Annotated in this window: 12 protein-coding genes; 2 read left to right on the top strand and 10 right to left on the bottom strand. The window is 59.8% G+C overall.

What is annotated here, in order from left to right:
• Complete coding sequence (locus K0O24_RS05200) at positions 1–642, top strand: glutathione S-transferase family protein (RefSeq protein ID WP_219894781.1); 642 nt, start codon at positions 1–3, stop codon at positions 640–642.
• Between the two features lie 3 nt (positions 643–645).
• On the opposite strand, the gene K0O24_RS05195 is transcribed toward K0O24_RS05200, so the two are convergent.
• The 4 genes from K0O24_RS05195 to K0O24_RS05180 all read right to left on the bottom strand — a co-directional run bounded on the left by K0O24_RS05195 (position 646) and on the right by K0O24_RS05180 (position 7,384).
• Positions 646–2,124, bottom strand: coding sequence for a lipopolysaccharide biosynthesis protein (locus tag K0O24_RS05195; protein WP_219894779.1), 1,479 nt, complete (start codon positions 2,122–2,124; stop codon positions 646–648).
• Entirely contained in the window at positions 2,121–4,910 is a 2,790-nt protein-coding gene (gene polA, locus K0O24_RS05190) for a DNA polymerase I (protein WP_219894778.1), read from the bottom strand. Before polA ends, K0O24_RS05195 begins: the two co-directional genes overlap by 4 nt.
• Positions 4,911–4,951: 41 nt before the next feature.
• Positions 4,952–6,037, bottom strand: a complete 1,086-nt coding sequence (locus tag K0O24_RS05185) for a serine hydrolase (protein ID WP_219894777.1) — start codon at positions 6,035–6,037, stop codon at positions 4,952–4,954.
• An 87-nt stretch (positions 6,038–6,124) separates the two neighbouring features.
• A complete protein-coding gene (locus tag K0O24_RS05180; protein WP_219894775.1) occupies positions 6,125–7,384 on the bottom strand; it encodes a dipeptidase in 1,260 nt (419 codons plus the stop codon).
• 106 nt (positions 7,385–7,490) lie between these two features.
• Here K0O24_RS05180 and K0O24_RS05175 point away from each other — a divergent pair, with 106 nt between their 5' ends.
• The gene (locus K0O24_RS05175) at positions 7,491–8,267 is read left to right on the top strand and encodes a Coq4 family protein (protein WP_219894773.1); all 777 of its coding nucleotides are present in this window, start codon (positions 7,491–7,493) and stop codon (positions 8,265–8,267) included.
• Positions 8,268–8,313: 46 nt separating this feature from the next.
• Here the strand turns inward: K0O24_RS05175 and purL are convergent, their stop codons facing one another.
• The 6 genes from purL to K0O24_RS05145 all read right to left on the bottom strand — a co-directional run bounded on the left by purL (position 8,314) and on the right by K0O24_RS05145 (position 14,776).
• Entirely contained in the window at positions 8,314–10,467 is a 2,154-nt protein-coding gene (gene purL / locus K0O24_RS05170) for a phosphoribosylformylglycinamidine synthase subunit PurL (RefSeq protein ID WP_219894771.1), read from the bottom strand.
• A gap of 40 nt (positions 10,468–10,507) precedes the next feature.
• Positions 10,508–11,158 (bottom strand): hypothetical protein, encoded by a 651-nt coding sequence (locus K0O24_RS05165; RefSeq protein ID WP_219894769.1) that lies wholly within the window; start codon positions 11,156–11,158, stop codon positions 10,508–10,510.
• Between the two features lie 21 nt (positions 11,159–11,179).
• Complete coding sequence (locus K0O24_RS05160; protein ID WP_246611132.1) at positions 11,180–11,854, bottom strand: prolyl hydroxylase family protein; 675 nt, start codon at positions 11,852–11,854, stop codon at positions 11,180–11,182.
• Entirely contained in the window at positions 11,851–13,128 is a 1,278-nt protein-coding gene (locus K0O24_RS05155; protein ID WP_219894768.1) for a metal-dependent hydrolase family protein, read from the bottom strand. Before K0O24_RS05155 ends, K0O24_RS05160 begins: the two co-directional genes overlap by 4 nt.
• 112 nt (positions 13,129–13,240) lie before the next feature.
• Positions 13,241–14,128: an RcnB family protein gene (locus K0O24_RS05150; protein ID WP_219894767.1), complete on the bottom strand. Its 888-nt coding sequence runs from the start codon at positions 14,126–14,128 to the stop codon at positions 13,241–13,243.
• A 105-nt stretch (positions 14,129–14,233) separates the two neighbouring features.
• Positions 14,234–14,776 carry a (2Fe-2S)-binding protein gene (locus tag K0O24_RS05145; protein ID WP_219894765.1) on the bottom strand — a complete coding sequence of 181 codons (543 nt, stop codon included), beginning with the start codon at positions 14,774–14,776 and terminating at the stop codon, positions 14,234–14,236.
• Positions 14,777–14,798 lie beyond the last annotated feature (22 nt).

Below are 14,798 nucleotides of genomic sequence, written 5' to 3'. Positions count from 1 at the left end.
ATGGCTGGCGATATGAAGCTGATCGGACAATATGACTCCCCCTTTGTCCGTAGGGTCGCAGTCGCGCTGCAGACCTACGGTATCGCCTATGATCATGTGCCTTGGTCGACATTTGGCGATGGTGATCTGGTCGCACAGCATAATCCGTTGAAGCGTGTTCCGGCCCTGGTGCTCGACAATGGTGAAGTGTTGATCGAAAGCGGGGCGATCCTTGACTATCTCGATGAAAGCGTCGGCGCGGACCGCGCACTGCTTCCAAAATCTGGCGCTCCGCGCCGGGCGGCACTTCGGCGTATCGCATTGATGACGGGCGCTGCAGACAAGGCCGTCTCATTCTTCTACGCAAAGCTTTTCTCCACCGCCCTTGACCCTGACTTCGTATCCCGCTGCGAAGGGCAGATCCGCACAGCGCTGGCAGCAATCGATCGCGAATGTGGCGCGCGCGCGGGGGATTGGTGGCACGGACCGACACCTGGCCATGACGATATTGCGGTTGCCTGCGTCACCCGCTTCATCCGCGAAGCCTATCCTGACCTTTTTGATGCTGAAGCTCTTCCCGCGCTTGCCAACCATTGCGCCAGGGCAGAGGCACTCCCGGTCTTTTCAGCTGTCGAACAGACCTTCACCCCGCCCAAGGGTTAGCGATCAGGTGCTTGCCTTTCGGAACAAGGCTCGATCCTCTTCCGCAAAACCCCAGCGCCAGATCACGACGCCATAGGCGAGGAGAATCGCCGGTATGCCAAAGACCAGCTCTGCCCATTCCGGCAGGCGAATGGCAATCGATCCCGTTGTGATTGCGGCAGCCGATGCCCAGACCAATGGCCAGCGCCAGACCGATACGGGCGCGCCCAACAGGCTTGCGGCCAGGTTCGCCTTGACCAGCGAGGCGAGGCCCAATGAAATGGCAAGAGCAACCGCTGGCATTGCTGCCTGGTAAAGCTCGGGAAGATTCTGTTGCCGCGCGGCAAACAGGAAAATGAACGTCAACGCTGCCTGAAAAGCGATCATGGCGCCTGAGATCAGGAAATTGCGGTGGCGCGCGATATAAACCAGTGCCGCTTCGCTGACGACCGCAACGGCAGCGGCAACTTCCGCCAGCAACAGGAAGGCGAGCGCTCCGTTGCCGCCGACAAATGCGCCCTTGGGGCCGAAAAGTCCCATCAGCCCTTCACCAGGAATGCCCAGCGCCAGCGCAATTCCTGTTTGCGCCGCAATAATCCAGAAGCCGACCTGACTGACCTGCCGAGCGACTGCAGCGGTATCCCCCTTTTCAAGTTTCCGGGTGATGACCGGACCCAGGATCGGATCGAAACTCGTTTTCAGTTTCTGGGGCAGGCTCGCCACCTGCTGCGCGACATAGTAAATGCCGACTGTCGCCGGCGAAACGAACAGCCCCAGTATCGCAAGGTCGAGCCTGCGCGAGCCCCACTCGATCCCGTCTGCCGCAGCCAGAGGCAAGTTGCGCCGGGCCAACCGATAGAGCCCGTCGACGGTCGGAGCCCAGCCCACCGGAAAGCCGTAGGCGCGAAAGAACGGGATAGCCGCCGTAATCAGCGCTGCCCCCATCGAAAGCGCATAGGCAATCAGCAAGCCGTCCCGCAGCGAATACCAGCTCAGGGCAAAGGCCCCGATGCTGATCGTCCATGGCTCGATTATGGCCTTGGCCCTGACGGTTGCGCCAACGTCATACCGATAGGCCAATGCTGCGAGCATCAGGTCGGTCAGCGCGAGGGCGGGGATGACCAGCGGAAGGAGCGATTCAAATCCGTTGATGTCGCTGTTGGGAAACATCACTCGGGGAACAAGCATGAGCGCAATCGTGAGGCCGACAGCACATGCAAGGACAAGGGCCAAGGCGTCCCACACGCCGTTCTGCTTGCCGTCTCCCGAAAGGTGAAGGGCCAGTCCTCGCTTGAGACCGAGGGTGGCGAGTTGGGCCGCAAACTCGAGGACGAGCACGGCATAGGCCAGTCGTCCAAGTGCCGCTGCTCCATACCATTGGCCGGCGATGAAGAGAAAGGGTATGCGTGCAATCAGTCGAACAAAGAAGCCGGCGACATTGGTTCGTCCGCCCTTCGCGAGAGCTTCGATGTCATCGAGTTCGGAGCCCCCAGCAACCCTCAATGCGCTGCGCCCCAGCTCTTGCCTGCCCCGATTTCAACACCAAGGGGTACGTCGAGCTTGACCAACGGCTCGGCGGCTTCCGCCATGACACGCTCAATGATCGGACTGGCCGCAGCAACATCTCCTTCAGGCAGTTCGAAGACCAGTTCGTCATGGACCTGCAGCAACATCTTCACCTGCGGCAGGCCGGCATCCTCCAAAGCCGGCATCATGCGAGCCATGGCGCGCTTGATAATGTCTGCGCTGGTACCCTGGATCGGGGCATTGATCGCCGCCCGCTCGGAGCCCGCACGTTCGGTTTGATTGCTGGAGGTAATGCGGGTGAAATGGGTCTTCCGCCCGAAAAGCGTTTCGGTGTGGCCCGTTTCCCGAGCCTTCTGAAGGGTCTGGCTGATATATTGGTTGATCCCGGGAAACCGCTCGAAGTAGCGATCGATCATCGATTGCGCTTCATCAGCCGAAATTCCCAGACGGCCGGCCAACCCCCAACGCGATATCCCGTAAAGCAGCGAGAAGTTGATCGTCTTGGCGCGCCCGCGAGTGTCGCGATTGACTTCGCCGAACAATTCCATCGCCGTCAAAGCGTGAATATCCTCGCCCTTCGCGAATGCGTCCTTGAGCGCCGGAACGTCTGCCATGTGCGCCGCCAGTCGCAATTCGATCTGGCTATAGTCGGCTGACAGGAGAACATTGCCCGGTTCCGCCACAAAGGCCTCCCGGATGCGGCGCCCGATCTCTGTGCGGATCGGGATGTTCTGCAGATTGGGATCATTCGACGAGAGCCGTCCGGTCTGCGCGCCCGTAATGGAGTAGCTCGTATGGACGCGGCCCGTCTTCGGGTTGACCTGTTCCTGCAATGAATCGGTGTAGGTTGATTTGAGCTTCGAAAGCTGGCGCCATTCAAGCACCTTGCCCGCGATCTCGACACCCTCGGACGCAAGCTTTTCGAGCACGGTCACGTCTGTCGAATAGTCTCCGGACTTGCCTTTGCGCCCTCCCTTCAGGCCCATTTTTCCGAAAAGAATCTCGCCCAGCTGCTTGGGGCTGCCGACGGTAAAGGTCTGCCCGGCGAGCGCGTGAATCTCCGCCTCGAACCCGGCAATGCCTTCTGCAAACTCCTTCGACATGCGCGCGAGTTCGTCGCGATCGACCTTGATGCCCTCCTGCTCCATCCGGACAAGAACAGGAATGAGTGGACGATCGACCCGTTCATAGACCCGCGTCACTTTCTCGGCAGACAACCGCGGCTTGAACCAACGCCACAAGCGGAGTGTCACATCCGCATCTTCAGCTGCATAACGCGTCGCATCCCTGAGCGGCACCTGGTTAAATGTCAGCTGGCTCTTCCCCGTTCCACAGACATCCTTGAACGATATGCAACTGTGCCCGAAATGCTGCAGCGCCAGTTCGTCCATCCCATGGTTATGCCGACCAGCATCGAGGTCGAAGCTCATCACCATTGTGTCATCAATCGGACTGACGACAATTCCGTATCGGGCGAGGACGTTCATGTCATATTTGATGTTATGCCCGACCTTCAGGACCGACGGATCTTCGAGCAGCCGTTTCAGTTTGGCGATGGCGATGTCGAACGGAACTTGCTGCGGCGTTTCGGACAGAAGGTCTGTCCCGCCATGCGCAAGGGGAATGTAGCAGGCCCGATTGGGTGCCGTCGCAAAATTCACGCCCACCAGCCCAGCCTGCATGGCGTCGAGCGCATCGGTTTCGGTATCGACCGCGATGACGCCGGCCAGCGTCGCCTCCTCAATCCAGGCGTCAAGGGCCTCGACGGTTTGCACGCAGACATAGGCATCAAGATCGAATGGCAATTGCTCCGGTTCTGGCGATGACGCTGGCGGAGCAGTCTTCGCTTCGGAACGGATCAGTTTCATGGTCTGGTGATCGGGCTTGCCTGGCCCATCACCTCCCAGACGTTTCAGCAGCGATGCAAAACCATGATGCTCGAGGAAAGCTCGCAATGGCGGTTCAGGGACTTCCTTCAGAAGGAAATCGTCGAGCGGCTCGGGCAATGGGGCATCGCACTTGAGTTCCACCAGCACGCGCGAAAGCCGGGCCTGCTCCGCAAATTCGACAAGATTGTCCCGCATCTTCGATGGCTTCATTTCCGGCGCCGCCGCAAGCACAGCGTCGACTGTGCCGAATTCCTGAACCAGTTTCGCTGCCGTCTTGGGGCCGATCCCGGGGACCCCGGGGACATTGTCTGCCGAATCGCCCATCAACCCAAGGACTTCGCCAAGGCGATCCGGGCCAACGCCGAACTTTTCGATCACGGCATGCGGCCCGAGCCTTTCGCTCTTCATCGGATCGAGCATGTCCACGCCTGGCTGAATGAGCTGCATCAGATCCTTGTCGGTCGACACGATCGTGACCTTCCAGCCTTGCGCAAGCGCCGCATGGGCATAGGAGGCGATCAGGTCATCGGCTTCCAGCCCCTGCACCTCTATGCAGGGCAGCGAGAAGGCCCGCGTCGCATCCCGAATCATCGGAAATTGCGGCACAAGATCCTCGGGTGCCGGTGGACGGTGGGCCTTGTATTGCGGATAGATGTCGTTGCGGAACGACTTGCCCGACGCATCAAGTATGACTGCCATGTGAGTCGGGCCGTCGGCCTTGTGCAAGGCATCCGCCAGCTTCCAGAGCATGGTGGTATAGCCGTAGACGGCGCCGACCGGCTCATCATGGATGTTCGTCAGCGGCGGAAGGCGATGATAGGCGCGGAAGATATAGCCCGAGCCGTCAATCAGGTAGAGGTGGTTCTGGGACATTGTTGGAGGGTCTAGCGCGTTCGCGGCGCCGGGGCAAAAGCCTATTGCTGCTGATGGTATGCTGCGACGGTCGCGCTGATGCCTTGCATAAACTCAAAGCGCTTTGGAAGAGGCGTGCGCGTGTCTGCGATCATCACGACCACAGCATAGCTTGTTCCGTCAGGCGCCGTGAGGACAGCGACATCATTAAAGCCCGCCTGCCGACCCTTGTACTCCTGCCCTGTGCCCGTCTTGTGGGCGAATTGCCAGCCTGCAGGCACGCCGCCGTGCAGCCTTTGTGGCCCCGTTATCGAGGTAGACATCAGGTTCAGGAGGTAGCGCGTCGAGGAAGGCGAAAGAATGTCACCCCGCTTCAGGCGCAGCAACGCGCGGGCAATGGCGATTGGCGACGCGCCGTCGGGCGGATCGGCAATATAGGCATCCATTGCTGCAGTACGTGCTTCATTGCTGAGTTTTGCTCGGGCATCTCGAAATGCCTGATTGTCGATATATTCCGGCCGCCAAGTGAGGCCCGCCGTTTTTGCTTGCAGGTATTTTTCGCCCGGTCCGAACCGGATCGCTCCGAATCCCTTTGCCGCAATGAAGTTGCGGATTGCCTGCGGCCCGCCAACCTTGCGCATGAGGAAATCATTTGCAGTATTGTCGCTGCGTCGCATCTGCCGGTCGAGCAAGTCCGCTATCGTCGTGGTATAACTTCCTTCGCCAATTGCTGCAGCGATCGGCTGGTTGAAAACGGTCAGATCGGCACGCGTGAGCGTGACTCGTTGATCAAGACTGAGTTGCCCGCGATCAATCGCGTCCATAACTGCCATTGCAACCCAGAGTTTCGAGACGCTTTGCTGCGGCATGAGTTCATCGCCGCGTTCATGGATCACCCAATTGCCATCCATGCGAGCAATGGCGATGCCGGTCTTGCCGTCAAAGCCGGCCCAGAGAGTATGGATCGCGCGGGCCAATGCCGTCGGAAATGGCGCTTGCGGCAGCGTGGGTAGCGATATGACAAGGCGCGGCGCTGGACTCGGCTGGGCTGCAGCCGTCGGGATGCGGCTGGGCGTTTCTTGCGAAGAAACGCAGGCCGTCATTGCCATTACCCCCGCGACTAACGCGATGCGAACCCGCCCGATCATTGCAACCTGCTGTAGCGCCCGAAGCAACGAGTGAAACCGCCCGAGCGACGAACGATTCCCAATGAGCGACCAACCGTTGGGATTTGCCTATGAGCCGAAGCTCTGGTTCGAGGGGCTCTCTCCAGACTTGGCCTTTGCCACAGCTTCCGTTGCGCGAAAGACGCGGATAAGGTTGCGGCAGGCAATTTTCTCGAGGTCCTGCTGGCTGTATCCGCGACGGGCAAGCTCTGCAAAAAGGGCCGGATAGGTGGACACATCACCCAGACCGTCAACCACGCTGTCCATCCCGTCAAAGTCCCCGCCAATGCCGATATGATCGATACCTGCGATCTCGCGGATATGATCGATATGGTCGGCAACCTGCGAAATGGTGGCATGAGGCCTTGGATGCGCTGCAATCCAGTCAGCCACCGCGCCAGCCGCACCGGCAGGATCGCCTTTGAACAGAGTGCTCGACCGGGCTTCCTCTGCGGCCTTGGCTGCCTCCCACTGACGAACCTCTTCACTTACATAATCCGGCAAAAGCACCTGCATCACAATGCCCCCATTCGTCTTCAGCCGCGCCAGGACGGAATCGGGAACGTTGCGCGCATGCCCATCAATGGCCCGCGCGCCGGAATGGCTGAAGATGACTGGCGCGGCAGTCGTATCGAGCACATCCATCATTGTTTTTTCCGACACATGGCTGATATCAACCAGCATGCCCAGGCGGTTCATTTCCTTGACAACAGCGACGCCGAACGGCGCAAGCCCCCCACTCTTGGGGGCATCGGTCGCGCTGTCGGCCCACGGCGTATTCTTCGAGTGGGTTATAGTCATGTAACGCGCGCCGGCCCGGTACATCTGTCGCAACACGGCAAGTGACGATCCGATCGAATGCCCACCTTCCATGCCAATCAGCGAGGCTATCCGGCGCTGGCGGAAAGCAGCTTCAATGTCGTCGGCACTTTTCGCAAGCATCAGGTCCTTCGGGTATGCCGCCACCAGCCGTTCGACGACGTCGATCTGCTCTGTAACTTCCCGGACAGCAGAGACTTCGCTCTGGTCTGTGGACACCCAGACGGACCAGAACTGCCCGCCGACCATCCCCTTCCTGAGCCGTGCAAGATCCGTATGCATCTTGCCGCCCTTTTGCGATGCTGTGGGCGACATATCGTGAAAATCGAACTTTGAGAAATCATTGCCAAAGCGCGAGCGAAGCTGTTCGGGCACATCATTGTGACCGTCAACAACAGGAGATCTCGCCAGTGCGGCCCGCGCGACATCTTCCGGCGTCGCTGACAGGACCGGGCTTGCGAGCGCGACCAGAGCAAATGTGAACCCGATTCGTGCACTGATTTTGGTCATGTTTGTCTCCAGATCCTCACCTTTGCCGGTTCTGGCAGGCCGACCATCGGCTTGGCAAGCACCAGATCACTATTGACATCGTTGTCAATATGGCTAGGACGACAGAATGCAACCGACTCTCTTTCGCGATCCTGCACGGCCCGAACCGCGCTTTCGTCCATTCAAGGCGCTTGGGCATTTCCGCAAGCTTCTGAAGGACAAGGAAGATACGGAGCAGGTCTTCCACATTTTTGAGTGCTTGCCGCGCAAGAGTTTCCTGCCTGAAGCAAAGGCCTTTATCGAAAGCCCGCGCGGGCGGCGGCTAATGGAGAGCGAGCCGTTTCTGCCGACGATTCTGGATGATCACGAAACGCTGAAGCGGCTCCCCGCCGGAACCGTCGGCCGCGCTTATGTCGACTTCATGGACCGCGAGGGCCTGTCGGCTGCTGGGCTCGTCGCCGAGGCCGAAAAGATGCGCGGAGACCGGCCGCGCTACAATGATCAAGTCGAATGGTACGCCAATCGGCTGCGCGATACCCATGACCTGCTGCACGTGCTGACCGGTTATGGCCGCGACGCCTTGGGCGAACAATGTGTGCTCGGCTTTACCTATGGCCAGAACCGGAATCTCGGGAACCTGTTCATTTCCTATCTTGGGGGCTTGGAACTGCGCCGCAAGATCAAGGTGGGTGCTCCCGTGCTCAAGGCCATCCGCGAAGGCCAGCGTAACGGCACCGCGGCAGCGAATCTGGTCGATGAGTCGATTATAGAACTTCTTGCCGAACCGATCGAATCGGCCCGCAAACGCTTGAACATCGGCCAGCCCAGCCTTTACCGGGCGGCCCACACAGCCTACCGATCACGCGGGATCGACCCTTACAACTTCCTCGCTGCAGCAGCCTAAAGGTCATCCTCCCGATCTCGCAAGGATCGGGGCAATGAAGGGGGTATCAGCCCATGAGCTCGGGGAAGAATCCCTCGTGCGCTGAACGAAGGTCTGCAAGGGAGACTCCGAAGACCTGGGTCCCGCCTGTCTTGCCGATCGCAATTGCGCTAGGAACATTAGTGCCTGGCGCGGTGGTGATCAGGTAACGCCCCTGGTCTTCACCAAATGCCTGCACGGTATTGAGGGGATCAAGTTGGGCCCCCATTCCTCCGGCAAGGCCCATTTCCGCAATCGCAACAATGAGGCCACCATCTGAAATATCATGCACGGCCGTTGCAATGCCTTCCAGCACAAGCTGGCGCACAAGATTTCCCGCAGCGCGCTCTTGCTCAAGATCAACTGACGGCGGTGAACCCGCTTCGTGCCCGCAGACTTCACGCAGCCAGATCGACTGGCCGAGAGTTGAACCATGCCCCCCCAGTAGCCAGATCGTTTCGCCCTCGGCCTTGAACCCGATTCCAACAGCCTTCGACCAGTCCTTCAATAGGCCGATGCCGCCGATCGCAGGTGTGGGAAGGATGGCGCTGCCGCCGCCGGTCGCTTTCGACTCATTGTAGAGCGAGACATTTCCACTGACGATCGGGAAGTCGAGTGCCCGGCAGGCATCAGCCATCCCGTCCAGGCAGCCCACAATCTGCGCCATGATTTCAGGACGCTGCGGATTGGCAAAGTTCAGACAATTGGTGATCGCAAGCGGCGTCGCGCCAACGGCCGTGAGGTTGCGATAGCATTCGGCAACCGCCTGCTTTCCACCCTCATAGGGATCAGCATAGCAATAGCGTGGCGTGCAATCGGTCGACATGGCCAGCGCCTTGTGCGTCCCGTGTATGCGAACGACTGCCGCATCGCCTCCGGGAGGCTGGATTGTGTCGCCGCCCACCTTGTTGTCATATTGCTCCCAGATCCAGCGCCGGGAAGCGATGTCGGGGCTGGCCATCAGCTTCAGAAGGTCGGCACCGATATCAGCACTTTCCGGCATGTCGGTAAGCGGTTTGACCTTGGCCCAGGCCTTGTATTCTTCGCGGCTGACGTGGGGCCGATCATAGAGTGGCGCGTCATCCGCCAAGGGCGCGAGGGGAATGTCAGCCACGGTCTCGCCATTCCATTTCAGCACCATATGGCCCGTCTCGGTCACGGTGCCGATCACGGCAAAGTCGAGTTCCCATTTGCGGAAGATGGCCTCGGCAAAGTCTTCGCGACCCGGCTTCAGCACCATCAGCATGCGTTCCTGTGATTCGGAAAGCATCATTTCATAGGGGGTCATGCCATCTTCCCGGCACGGCACCTTGTTCATGTCGAGTTCGATCCCGACACCACCCTTTGAGGCCATCTCGACGCTTGATGAGGTCAGTCCTGCTGCGCCCATATCCTGGATCGCAACGATGGCGTCGGACGCCATGAGTTCGAGGCAGGCCTCGATCAGAAGCTTCTCGGTAAAGGGATCACCGACTTGAACGGTGGGGCGCTTTTCTTCGCTGTCTTCCGAGAAATCTGCGCTCGCCATTGTTGCGCCGTGAATGCCGTCGCGCCCGGTCTTCGAGCCGACATAGACGATCGAATTGCCCGGGCCGCTTGCCGCGGAATAAAAGATCTTGTCAGTCTCTGCGATCCCGACTGTCATCGCATTCACAAGGATATTGCCATCATAGGCGGTGTGGAAATTGACCTCCCCACCAACGGTCGGCACGCCCACGCAATTGCCATAGCCGCCGATGCCACGCACCACGCCAGATATCAGGTGGCGCATCTTGGGATGGTCGGGTCGGCCAAAGCGCAGTGCATTGAGGTTGGCAATCGGCCGCGCACCCATTGTGAACACGTCGCGCAAGATGCCGCCAACGCCCGTCGCCGCGCCCTGATAGGGTTCGATGTACGACGGATGGTTATGGCTTTCCATCTTGAAGATCGCCGCCTGCCCGTCGCCAATATCGACAACGCCGGCATTTTCGCCGGGCCCGCATATGACCTGCGGGCCGGTCGTCGGCAGCTTCTTCAGATGAATCCGTGAGGATTTGTATGAGCAATGCTCGGACCACATGACCGAGAATATGCCCAACTCGGTCAGGTTCGGCGCGCGACCTATCGCGTGAAGGACGCGCTCATATTCTTCCGGGGAAAGGCCGTGTTCGGCGACGATTTCGGGCGTGATTTCGGACATGCGCGCGGCCTTAGCGGGCCGCGCCCCATCCGCCTAGCCCCTATGCGACCTGAACGTCCGACCGATCCTTGGCGACCCACCAGGCAACAAGAGCGGCAAGGACATAGGCGACCAGACCAAGGACTGACTGGCTTGCGTCGAGTTGGGTTGGCTGTGGCGCAAACCAGTTGAAGGCCTGCAAGGCGATAAGCACAGCCAGCAGCACGGCCAACCGCCAGTTCGCTGGCCGTCTTGCCCTTGCAAACAGCCAGGCGCTCACGAAAAGCAGCCCGATTTCAAGCGGCATTTCAATCGCCGGATGATTCCACAGGCCAAGGCCCAACTTGGGCGGGCTGCCCATGATCGTGAGGTCCGGGCCATGGACAAGCAGATCGAGCAGCCAGTGAGAGAGGACAACAGCGCCTCCGATCGCTCCGGCGATCACGCTGCGCAGCCAGCGCGCCACAATGAGTCCGAACACCAATGCAAGGCCCCCTGCTCCCACAAGACTGTGCGTCAAGGGCATGTCATAAAGGTCCATGTTGTTCATGGCCGTCATCCCCGGGGTCAGGCGCATATGCTCGGTGCCGGTCAGGACAAAAGTGAAAAAGCCCAGATCCATGAGCTGCGCGGCCACAAACAATGTGCCCAAACGGGGTGCCTTGGGGTGTGCAGCCGCCGCGAATGCCACGCTATAATGACCCACAAACATAATGCGTCCCCCGACCCACGGTCAGCCCCAGAAATGCTCCCGAAACCATTTGGTGACAATATATTTCGTGCCAGCCGTCACCGGACAGCCCTCATGCAAGGTCAACTCGTTGGGCGCGCCCATTTCGTCCATATTGTTCCACAGAACCAGCATGGCCGTGCGTGGTGAAACGCACATGCCGGCATTGGGAAAATTGGTTTCGCCCCCGCCTTCGGGCTCATTGAGGTAGATCATGGCCGTCCAGCTACGCTGTCCTCCGCGTGGCTTTTCCTTCTGCCAATAGGCCTGGTTTGTGTGGAAATAGTCATGATGCGGCTTGAACTGCTGCCCTATGGCGTAGCGTTGTCCCTGAAGCGTTTCGCCACACCGCTTGTCAACACCCATCAGGTTGCAGATCCGCCCTTCGATAATCTGGACGAGCGGATGATTCGGGTCGAGATCGCCGCTGTAGCTGGTTCGAAAGCCCTTGATCTCTGTATCCTGATACAGTGTCGACGGTCGGCTCGTTGCATCGATCAGGGAGATCAGGTCCGCGCACTCGCGTTCCGTCATGAAGCCCTGGACGATATACAGATCAAGCAGTCCCGACGAGACCACCTCCACCCGTTCATGCCGCAGCAGCTTCTTGCGCACGCTCTTGCTGATATGAGCCAGCCTGCCCGATCCCAGCTTCTCCTTGGCCTTAGCTGCGCTCACTCGATCACCCGTCCTCGCACCATTACGAATTTCACCTTTTCAAGCACCCGCACATCGGTAAGCGGATCTCCGTCGACCGCAATCATATCGGCGGAATAGCCTGGTGCAATCCGTCCGACCTGGTCTGCCAGCCCGAGCAGTTCGGCCGCATCGGTTGTGGCGCTCGCCAGCGCCTGCGCGGGAGTCATGCCGCCATAAGAGACGAGCAGGGCAAATTCTTCTGCATTGCGGCCATGTTCGAAAACACCTGCGTCCGTGCCGAATGCCACACGCACCCCCATCCCCCGAGCAGCCTTCAAGGCTTCCCCGACATGGCTGAGCGTTTCGCGTACCTTGGCCTCAACCGTCGGCGTGTAGACATTCTTGCCGAGTCGCTCCCGAATTCCAGTGAAGGCCATCAGAGTCGGCACGAACCAGCTGCCATGCGCCTTCATTTCCTTGAGCCCCGCTGCATCAGCGAACGTCCCGTGTTCGATCGAATCGACTCCTGCGCGCGCGGCACCTTCGATCCCGCTCGCCCCATGCGCATGGGCCGCGACCTTTAGCCCAAGGCCATGCGCGGTCGATACGATGGACGCCATTTCCTCATCTGTGAAATGCTTGCCGAGCCCGCGACCCTGCTGAGAAAGCACGCCACCGGTTGCCGTGATCTTGATGAGATCAGCGCCACGCTTCGATGCTTCGCGCACCCGCTCGGCACATTGCACTGCTCCGGTGCACGTATTGCCGGCATCGAGAGCCGCATTCACTTCCGGGCGGAATCCGGAAACATCGCCGTGACCGCCAATGATCGATATGGGGGCACCGGCCGAAAGGATACGCGGCCCCGGAATGAAACCCTTCGCCGTTCCATCACGCAAGGCAAACCCCGCGAGCGGCGCAGACCCAAGGTCGCGGACGGTCGTGAAACCTGCCAGCGCCGTAATCCGGGCATTTTTGACCCCCGTGACAACGCTTGATTCGGTCGTCTCGACTGCCTCATCGCGGAAATCGCCATCCGGATCGCCAGTCAGGTGAACATGCGCGTCAATCAGACCCGGCAAGACCGTCTTGGTCGAGAGATCGATCATGCGCACGCCGGCTGCAGAGGTGCTCGCCAATCCGTCGCCAATCGCAGTAATCCGCCCATCAGTGACGGTGATGGTCGACGGCCCACGCGCAGGCTTTGCCGCATCGGTGATGACATGGCCTGCAAGAACAAGAACGGTCTCCGCCCTGGCGGGCATTGCGCATGCTGCAAAGGCAGCAAAGGCTATGGCAGTTCTTCGCTTCATCGGGTCCTCCTGTTGCGATGCGGATGGAACAGCCGACTGTCTGGCGCAAGCCGGAAAAGAAAGGGCCCGGCAGTCTTGAGACTCCGGGCCCTGCTTCCGCTGGCAGACCTCCCTACCAGAAGAAATCGTAAATCACGTCCACAACATAGCCTGATCGCGTCTCGACAAGCAGGACATCATCATAATAACGCACCCAGCGGCAGCCATATGGAGCTGGCGGCAGACGGTATTCCCAAGGGTCGCTCAGCCAGTACCGACTGCCAAAATAGAGCGAGTCGAGATAAATGCCGATACCGAACCGCTGATAGCCGTGGCGATAGCCATAGGGATTGTAATAACGCGGAGCGCGGTACCGATCGCGAAACTGGTTGCGATAATGCTGCCAATCATAGCGGCGATCATAGCGCCAGCTGCGGTTCCAATCGCGGTTTTCATAGCGATTGCGCCCGTCGCGGTCATAGCGATCATCACCGCCGCGGCGTTCCCAACGACCATTTTCCTCGCGATGCCACGCGCCATCCCGATTTTCAGCGTGGCGCTCATCCCGATCCCGACCCCAACGTTCGTTCCTGTCCCGATCCCATCGACGTCCGTCATTGCGGCTGTCGTCATCTCCACGACCCTGCCAGCGCCGGTCAGTCGATGGGGTCTGCACAGGCGGATTGGTTGTCAAGACATCGCCTCGGCCACGCCATACGCGGTTGCCGGCCCATCCTCCTGAAGGCTGCGCCTGTGGAACAGGGGGCACCGGAGGCGTTGTTACTGCACCACCCCAACGCCCGCGCGGCGCCCGGTCGGGCTCAGCTTCTGTCTGGCGTTGTTCGCGACCCTCACGCCGCTGATCGGCCTGTGGGGCGCGTTCCTGGACGTTCCGGCGCTCAGTCCACTCGCGCCGGGGGCCAGGCTCGCCTGCATCCATTCCATCGCTACCACGTGCTTGCGCAAAGGCGGAACCGGATGTTGCGGATGCCAGCAACAAGGCTAAAGTCATCGTACGCATTGTCTGATACTCCCTGCACGAACCACTGACGTCGTGCTTGATTCATCATTTGCGCGCTTCGATATGAGCCAAGGCTTAATGGGCCTGAAAGCAAACTGAAAGCTGTCAGCGCGCTGGCGGCGTCAAAGCTGGCACTGCGCGGGCCGCATCGTCGGGCGCTATTCCTGGCGGTGGCGCCGCTACGATGATTTCCCGACCCGCAGCCATTGCCGCAGCCCTGCGAATTGCACGCCGAATTCGGGTATATGTACCGCAGCGGCAGATGTTTGTCATGGCCGCATCAATATCACCATTGGTCGGATTGGGATTCGCCTTCAACAAGGCTGCTGCGGCCATGATCATGCCAGACTGGCAATAGCCGCATTGCGGGACACCTTCCGCGGCCCATGCCTGCTGAACCGGGTGGCTGCGATCACGCGACAAACCCTCAATCGTCGTGACGATCGTCCCTTCCGCAGCGGCGATTGTGATCTGGCAAGACCGCACCGCACGGCCATCAATGTCGACCGTGCAAGCCCCGCAATCACCCGATCCGCACCCATATTTCGTTCCTGTAAGATTGGACGCATCGCGCAGCGCCCACAGCAGGGGCGTTTCGGGATCCATTCGGTATTCAACCGGCTGGCTGTTGACAGTGAATTTGGTCAAGATGTGCCCCCGGCCATTCAGG

Origin of the sequence: Aquisediminimonas profunda, from assembly GCF_019443285.1 — a bacterium.
Taxonomy (GTDB): domain Bacteria; phylum Pseudomonadota; class Alphaproteobacteria; order Sphingomonadales; family Sphingomonadaceae; genus Aquisediminimonas; species Aquisediminimonas profunda.
The sequence above is the reverse complement of the archived record's forward strand: the minus strand, read 5'-3'. Positions and strand labels throughout refer to the sequence as shown.